Annotated in this window: 7 protein-coding genes; 5 read left to right on the top strand and 2 right to left on the bottom strand. The window is 36.6% G+C overall.

Annotation, left to right across the window (positions count from 1 at the left end; genetic code table 11):
- Positions 1 to 31 precede the first annotated feature (31 nt).
- Both BZK14_RS00995 and serC read right to left on the bottom strand, forming a co-directional pair.
- Positions 32 to 2,161 carry a carboxy terminal-processing peptidase gene (locus BZK14_RS00995; protein ID WP_245831104.1) on the bottom strand — a complete coding sequence of 710 codons (2,130 nt, stop codon included), beginning with the start codon at positions 2,159 to 2,161 and terminating at the stop codon, positions 32 to 34.
- Between the two features lie 34 nt (positions 2,162 to 2,195).
- Positions 2,196 to 3,278 carry a 3-phosphoserine/phosphohydroxythreonine transaminase gene (gene serC, locus BZK14_RS00990; protein WP_077924742.1) on the bottom strand — a complete coding sequence of 361 codons (1,083 nt, stop codon included), beginning with the start codon at positions 3,276 to 3,278 and terminating at the stop codon, positions 2,196 to 2,198.
- Positions 3,279 to 3,445: 167 nt separating this feature from the next.
- Here serC and clpP point away from each other — a divergent pair, with 167 nt between their 5' ends.
- The 5 genes from clpP to BZK14_RS00965 form a co-directional block, all read left to right on the top strand.
- Positions 3,446 to 4,054, top strand: coding sequence for an ATP-dependent Clp endopeptidase proteolytic subunit ClpP (clpP, locus tag BZK14_RS00985; RefSeq protein ID WP_077924741.1), 609 nt, complete (start codon positions 3,446 to 3,448; stop codon positions 4,052 to 4,054).
- Positions 4,055 to 4,069: 15 nt separating this feature from the next.
- Entirely contained in the window at positions 4,070 to 5,356 is a 1,287-nt protein-coding gene (gene clpX, locus BZK14_RS00980) for an ATP-dependent Clp protease ATP-binding subunit ClpX (RefSeq protein WP_077924740.1), read from the top strand.
- A 2-nt stretch (positions 5,357 to 5,358) separates the two neighbouring features.
- Positions 5,359 to 6,003 (top strand): ribonuclease T, encoded by a 645-nt coding sequence (rnt, locus tag BZK14_RS00975; protein ID WP_077924739.1) that lies wholly within the window; start codon positions 5,359 to 5,361, stop codon positions 6,001 to 6,003.
- A gap of 11 nt (positions 6,004 to 6,014) precedes the next feature.
- The gene (gene gshA, locus BZK14_RS00970; RefSeq protein ID WP_077924738.1) at positions 6,015 to 7,577 is read left to right on the top strand and encodes a glutamate--cysteine ligase; all 1,563 of its coding nucleotides are present in this window, start codon (positions 6,015 to 6,017) and stop codon (positions 7,575 to 7,577) included.
- A gap of 12 nt (positions 7,578 to 7,589) precedes the next feature.
- Positions 7,590 to 8,208, top strand: a 619-nt coding sequence (locus BZK14_RS00965; protein ID WP_425445325.1) for a TerC family protein, incomplete at its 3' end; no start/stop codon positions are given.

Below are 8,208 nucleotides of genomic sequence, written 5' to 3'. Positions count from 1 at the left end.
AGGCTATTTTTTTTGAATCTGAATTTGTGGATTACTTCGCTTTTGGCTGTTTCAAAAGCTCGATGTAATCACTCATGATGTTCACACTTTCATCCAATAAAATATCTGGCGTTGTATCTTTCAACAATTTTGTGTGAGTGCCATCTTCATTTTTATACTGCTCCAATGTTAATGGCTCTAAGTTATACATGGCACGGATTTCATTGCTACTTTTGAAAGAATCATCTTCTTGTTCTTTCAATTCCTTACGGCGATCATCCAAGTTTAGTGACAATGTTTTTACATCCCATAAAGCTTGAATCTTATCACGTTGCTTTTGAAAAATTTTCAATTTTTCATCATTCTCTAAACGAATATTGTGTGCTTCTTGTAATGGCTTCGCATATTTTTCCAGTGATGTATTAACAACTAAATCCTTGCTCGCAGGAATTTGATCCCAAGGTAAAACGTATTTTTCCTTAGATTCACCAATATCCGCAGGGTTATAAATCTGTGGCAACACAATATCAGGCACAACACCTTTCTCTTGCGTACTTTCACCGTTTGCGCGATAGAACATCGCAATTGTCACTTTACTCTGCCCAGGCTTATCTGATTTAGCCAACCAACCATCCAAAGGCAAGAGTGATTGAACCGTCCCCTTACCAAACGTTGTATTACCCACAATCAAGCCACGCGCTTGATCCTGAATACTACCAGCAAAAATCTCACTTGCAGATGCACTTAAGCGATCTGTAATCACCATCAATGGGCCATTATAAATCTTTGTTTCTTGTGTGCTGTGACGGGTATCAATCGAACCATTATAATTTTTAACTTGAACTACGGTTTTCTTTGGCTCAATGAATAATGCAGAAAGATTAATCACTTCCTCTAAAGCACCGCCGCCATTACCACGAAGGTCAATAATTAAACCATCAATCTTATCTTTCTTTTGTAATTCATTCACAAGCTTTTTAATATCACGCGTTGTACTTCTGAACTCTTTTTCCCCACCTTTACTTCCTTCAAAATCACTATAGAATGCAGGCAATGTAATCACACCTATTTTTTGTACTTGCCCATCTTTTTCAACTGTTTTCACATCGGACTTGGCTGCTTGCTGCTCTAATTTCACCTGATCACGAACAATGCGCACAACTTTTTCAGGACCTTTGCCTTTATTACCCATAATTTGCAATCGAACTACAGTGCCTTTTTTGCCACGAATTTTATCAACTACACGATCCAATCTCATGCCTACGATGTCTAAAAATTCACCATCATCACCTTGTGCCACACCAATTAGTTGATCACCAATTACTAATTGATTGGTTTGATCCGCAGGCCCACCCGGCACAACTTCCATGATGGAAATACCATCGTCATCTTGACGCAATACTGTACCTATCCCTTGCAATGACAAACTCATATTAATATTAAAGTTTTCCATTGTACGATGAGATAAATAACCAGAATGAGGATCAAATGCCAATGCAACTGTGTTCATATAGATTTCAAAAATATCATCCACATCCACCTGCATTAAACGCTCATGACGTGATGCATAACGTTTTTTTAATTTCGCACGTGCTTCATCTAATGTTAATTCTTCATCAGAAACTAACAAATTGATAAGCTCGTTTTTAATACGTTGATACCAAATCTCATCCAATTCTTGAACAGTTTTGGCATAGGGTTCATCTTTACGATTAATCAAAATTTCTTCTTTCTTAGTGAAATCGAAATCACGATCAATCAATTGATTCACAGATGTTTGACGGTCATCTAAACGCTGAATCAAAGTATTATACATTTCAAAAGGAAAGCGCAACTCCGCTTTCCTTAGATAATCAGAAAACAATAACTTATGTTGATCAAATTGCTCTATATCAGATTGCAAAAAATAAACGCGCTGGGGGTCTAACGAATTTAGATACAGCGAATAAACACGTTCAGATAAAACCTCATCCAAAGGAATTTTGCCATAATGAAATTGAGATAATGCTACTGCATTTGCAGAGCTAATACGCTCAAACCTTTGATTAGGCGTAATTTTTGGCAGTTGTTTTTCCTGAGTTGCGGCAGGTATAGATTGTATTTCTGATGCATTGACATGACCAAATAGCAAAATCGCAACAACAGACGCAATCACGCCCAATTTTTTTTGTTTAATCGTCATAATTTTTTGTAACCTAGTATTTATCAATCTGTGTTTATCCGTATTGCTTCTCAAAGTCAGACATAAATTCACACAAAGCTTTGACACCTTCTAATGGTAATGCATTATAAATACTTGCACGCATTCCACCAACAGAACGATGTCCTTCTAAATTAATCAAGCCCTGCTCTTTTGCCTTAGCTAAAAAGATGGGATCTAATTCTGAATTTACAATAGTAAAAGGAACATTCATACGAGAACGTGCATTCACTGCAACGGGATTGTTATAAAATTCACTTTTATCAATTAAATCATAAAGCATTGTTGCTTTTGCATTATTAACCTGTTCAATAGCAGCAACACCCCCTTGATTTTGCAACCAAGTTAAAACCAAGTCAATCATATACAATGAAAATGTTGGCGGCGTATTGATCATAGACAAATTTTTAGACTGCAACTCATAATTGAAAACATCTGACATTTTAGAGTCAGCCTTGCCCAATAAATCATCACGAACAATCACTAATGTAACACCTGATGGACCAATATTTTTTTGTGCACCCGCGTAAATGACACCAAATTTAGAAACATCAAACTCACGAGATAAAATGTTAGAACTCATATCAGCAACAACAGGTGATGGTGTATTATCAACAATATAATTGAATTCCACACCATTGATTGTTTCGTTATCACAATAATGAACAAAGGCACTATCTTCAGAAAAATTTAACGCATTAGCTTCTGGCAATGTCGTAAATTTCGTATCCTTTGTACTGGCTGCAATATTAATATCAGCATAACGCTTCATTGCCCCAATAGCTTTACTAGACCACACACCTGTTTCAATCATATCGATGCGCGTATTATTGCCTAATAAATTCAATGGGATCATCGAGAACTGCGCGTATGCTCCACCTTGCAAAAAGATCACTTTATAATTTTCTGGAATATTCAATAATGAGCGCATTTTTTGCTCACATTGAGTCACAATAGCTTCAAAATCCTTACTTCTATGGGAAATTTCCATCACAGAAGCACCTAAACCATGCCAATTTAACAATTCTGCCTGTGCTTGTCTTAATACAGCTTCAGGTAAAGTCGATGGGCCAGCACAAAAATTATAATTACGTTCCATATCCTATCCAATGTCACAATATTCACAACAAGACTACACTATACCGAAAATAATCTTAATAAATGTAATTATTCAAATAAATCTAGCTACTAATAATTGCCATAGGATTTTACAAAGCTTTCTGATAGAATTAGTGGCTTAATTTTAAATTGGTCATGAGGATTCTAATGTCTTTTAACAACGAGATTCATAACCTTAATCTTGTGCCTATGGTTGTCGAGCAAACAGCTCGTGGCGAACGTTCATTTGATATTTACTCTCGTCTATTGAAAGATCGCGTGATATTTTTATGTGGTCCTGTAGATGATTACAGTGCAAATGTTATCGTGGCACAAATGCTCTTTTTAGAAGCCGAAAACCCAGATCGTGACATACATTTATACATCAATTCACCAGGCGGCTCAGTGACTGCTGGCATGGCGATTTACGATACTATGCAATTCATCAAACCTGATGTTTCCACAATGGTGATTGGCCAAGCTTGTAGCATGGGGGCATTTTTATTAAATGCGGGGGCTGAAGGTAAGCGTTTTTCTCTACCCAACTCACGCGTAATGATCCACCAACCTTTGGGCGGTTACCAAGGTCAAGCAACAGATATTGAAATTCATACAAAAGAAATTCTTTACATTAAAGATCGCTTGAACAAAATCATGGCCAAGCACTCTAAACAACCTTTGAAAAAAATCGTGAAAGATACAGATCGTGACAACTATATGAGCGCAGAAGAGGCGCTAAAGTATGGCTTAATCGATGCAGTTGTTTCTCACCGTTAATGAAAAGATAAAATTATGACAGACTCTCCGAAGAAAAAAGGAAAAGTATTGCGTTGTTCATTTTGTGATAAATCACAAGATGAAGTATTAAAACTCATTGCTGGCCCTAGCGTTTATATCTGTAATGAATGCATTCATTTATGTGGCGAACTCATCACCGAAGAGTTTGCTGAAGAGTATCAAAAGAAACCATTACCTAAACCTAAAGAGCTTTATGAAGCACTGAACGAATATGTCATTGGCCAAGATTTGGCGAAGAAAACATTAAGCGTTGCGGTTTACAATCACTACAAACGCTTAGAATCTAAAACTGTGCGCAGTGATGTTGAATTAACGAAAAGCAATATTTTGCTGATCGGCCCAACAGGCTCAGGTAAAACATTATTGGCTGAAACATTAGCTAAAATGCTCAACGTACCTTTTGCGATTGCAGATGCAACAACATTAACAGAAGCTGGCTACGTGGGTGAAGATGTTGAAAACATTGTTCAGCGTTTATTGCAAAATGCTGACTTTGACGTGGAACGTGCACAAACAGGCATTATCTATATCGATGAAATCGATAAGATCACACGCCGTAGTGACAACCCTTCCATCACACGCGACGTTTCTGGTGAAGGTGTTCAGCAAGCATTGTTAAAAATCATTGAAGGTACAGTTGCCGCTGTTTCACCACAAGGTGGGCGCAAACATCCCAATGCTGAATTGATCAATGTCGATACTCGCAACATCTTATTCATTTGTGGCGGTGCATTTTCGGGTTTAGAAAAAATTATCAGTATGCGTCAAAACAAAGGTGGCATTGGCTTTACTGCTGCATTGAAAGAATCAGAAGAAAAACGCAATTTATCTGAATTATTTGCACAAGTGGAAGCAGAAGATTTAACCAAATATGGTTTAATTCCTGAGTTCATTGGCCGCTTGCCTGTAATTGCAACATTAGAGGAGCTTGATGAAGCTGCATTAATCAATATCTTAACGCAACCTAAAAATGCCATCATCAAACAATTTGAATACTTATTTGAAACAGATGATGTCGAATTAGATTTTACAGAAGAAGGCTTAAAAGCTATCGCTGAATTAGCCATCCAACGTAAATTAGGCGCTCGAGGATTACGCAGCATCATTGAATCTACGTTATTAGATACTATGTTTGAAATTCCATCTGAAGAAAATGTTTCTAAAGTAATCATTGATCGCCCACAAATCATTGATAAAGCAGAACCATTGATTGAATATAAAAAAGACAAGTCCCCTACAACCACTAAGCGTACAACAAAACGCACAAAGGCCGCACAATAGTCATGAGTGATCAATTAACGAATATCCCCTTAATGTCTCTTAGATTTAGGGGGTTCTTACCTGTTGTGATTGATGTTGAAACTGGTGGTCTTAATCCTAAAAAAGATGCCCTCTTAGAGATTGCAGCAGTGTTTTTGGATATTGATGAAAATGGCATGATGAAAACAACCCATCATGTTGCAGCCAATATTGAGCCTGCGCCTAATTTAGGCATCAATCCTGAATCTATGAAGATCAATGGCATTAAGCTAGATAATCCTTTTCGCATGGCTGTGGCTGAAAAAGAAGCTATGCAAAAAATCTTCACAGCTGTTCGAGAAGAAGTAAGAAAACAAGGCTGTACCAGAGCTATTTTAGTAGGCCATAATGCACATTTTGATCTTGCATTTGTCAATGCAGCTATTGAAAGATGTGATATTAAGCGTGCACCTTTTCATCCATTCTCTGTCTTAGATACAGCGAGCTTGAGCGCCCTTGCATTTGGCCAAACAGTTTTAGCAAAGTCAGCCATTGCGGCAGGTATGAAATGGGACGCAGAAGGTGCACATTCCGCATTATATGATACCCAACAAACTGCAGAACTCTTTTGTAAAATTTTAAACATGTGGCAAACACATGTAGGCTTTGATCTACAGCCAGTTCTTTAAAAGGATTGATTATGTTTAAACAGTTGATGAATTCAGTCAAGTCTAATCTTGAAGCTTTGGGTGATGATGTTCACTTAATTCAAAATGTATCGATGGGATTAGAGCGCGAAGGCTTACGTGTTGATTCACAAGGCAAACTCAGCCAAACACCACATCCTCAAACTCTAGGTTCCGCCCTGATAAATACAAATATCACAACTGATTTTGCAGAAAACCTCTTAGAGTTTGTTACTGATGTTTATCATTCGCCTGAAGACTTATATCAAGCCTTAGATGAAATCCAAGCATTTACTGCAGAAAATTTGGATAATGAATTAGTTTGGCCAGATTCCATGCCGCCATTGATCAATAATGTAGATGAAATCCCAATTGCTCAATATGGCTCATCTAATGCTGCAAAAATGAAAACATTGTACCGCACTGGCTTATCACATCGTTACGGTAAAATGATGCAATCTATTGCAGGCATTCACTTTAACTTTTCATTGAGTGATGAATTCTTTACAGCACTGCAAAAAGCTACTGGTAACCAACAATCATTAATAGATTTTAAATCTGAACGCTATCTACATCTAATGCGGTCAGTATCAAGATTTGGCTTTTTAGTACCTTATTTCTTTGGTGCCTCGCCATTGATGCCCAAAAGTTTTTTATCAAATAATAATCATGGGCAATTTGAAAAGTTTGATGATGAAACGGTTTATATTAAAGAAAGCACATCCTTACGTTTGTCTGACATTGGCTATAGCAATAACAAATGTAAGTTCAATGTATCTTTTAATTCATTAAAAGATTATATTGCAGACATTGAGCATGCCATTTTAACACCTTGCGACAAAGTTTCTCATATCCCTATTAAAAAAGATGGGGAATACTTTCAAATCAATAACCATATTCTACAAATTGAAAATGAATATTACGCAAGTATTCGACCTAAACAAGTTTTAAAACCCGGAGAGACATTATTGTCCGCTTTAAAACAACGCGGTATAGGTTATGTTGAATTACGCTCTGTTGATATTATGCCAACCATTGCAACAGGCATATCCATAGAAACTATCCGCTTCCTACAAGCATTTCTAACAACCTGTTTATTAAGTAATGCTGATCCATTGTGTAAAACAGAATATGAACGGAATCAAAAGAATTTATCATTAATTGCTGCAAAAGGTAGAACAGAAAACCTAACACTTAACGTGCAATGCAATGAAGTACCACTTTCAGAGTTATTACAATCATTATTAGAATGGATTCAGCCTGTTGCCGAGATTTTAGGACCTGAATACAGCTCAACAATTGCACCACTAGATGCAATGATTAAGGATAGTAACCTCACGCCCTCTGCAAAAATATTAAGTGAATTGACCGCATCAAATCTGCAATATAATGATTACTGTATTGAAAAAGCACAACAGTATAAAAATTATTATCTCACTACACCAGTTTTATCAGAAGAACGACGCGCGATGTTTCAGCAATTAGCCAAACAAAGCATTGAGCGTCAAAAAGCATTAGAATCCGAACCTCAATCTGATTTTGATGAATATTTGTTAAACTATTTTAAGTCCATCTAGGAAACTTTGTAAATGACACCCATCCCTCCCATAGGCTCCCCATTTTTATATACTGTTTTTACCATTGCTGTATTGATTATGATTGCTGTTGATATGCTCGCTTTAAAGCAAACTGGTGATCATAAAGTTAGCGTCAAAGAAGCTTTGATTTGGACGCTTGTTTGGGTAACTGTTGCCTTACTTTTCAATGTTTGGCTATATTGGTATTTAGCTCATGGTGAATTCCCCGATTTAAATCTAACAGTAGAAGCACAACAAGCAATGGCAGTAGAAGCATCCATGGACTACTTAACAGGCTATGTCCTTGAAAAATCATTGTCTATTGATAATATTTTTGTATTTTTATTGATTTTTAGCTTCTTTAAAATTCCGGCAAAATTTCAACGCCGTGTTTTAGTGTATGGAATCTTCGCAGCAATTGCATTACGCGTAATCATGGTATTGATTGGTGCATCATTGATCTCTCAATTTGAATGGATCTTATATGTGTTTGGTGCTTTCTTAGTTTATACAGGTTTTACAATGTTCAAAAAATCTGATGAAGAAGAAGATTTAAACCAAAAATGGTTCATTCGTTTTATTAAAAAACGCATGAAATTTACAGATAAACTAGATGCCGAACACTTCTTCA

Source organism: Wohlfahrtiimonas larvae (genome assembly GCF_002006755.1).
Lineage (GTDB): Bacteria > Pseudomonadota > Gammaproteobacteria > Cardiobacteriales > Wohlfahrtiimonadaceae > Wohlfahrtiimonas > Wohlfahrtiimonas larvae.
This window is presented reverse-complemented; position numbering and strand designations above follow the sequence as displayed.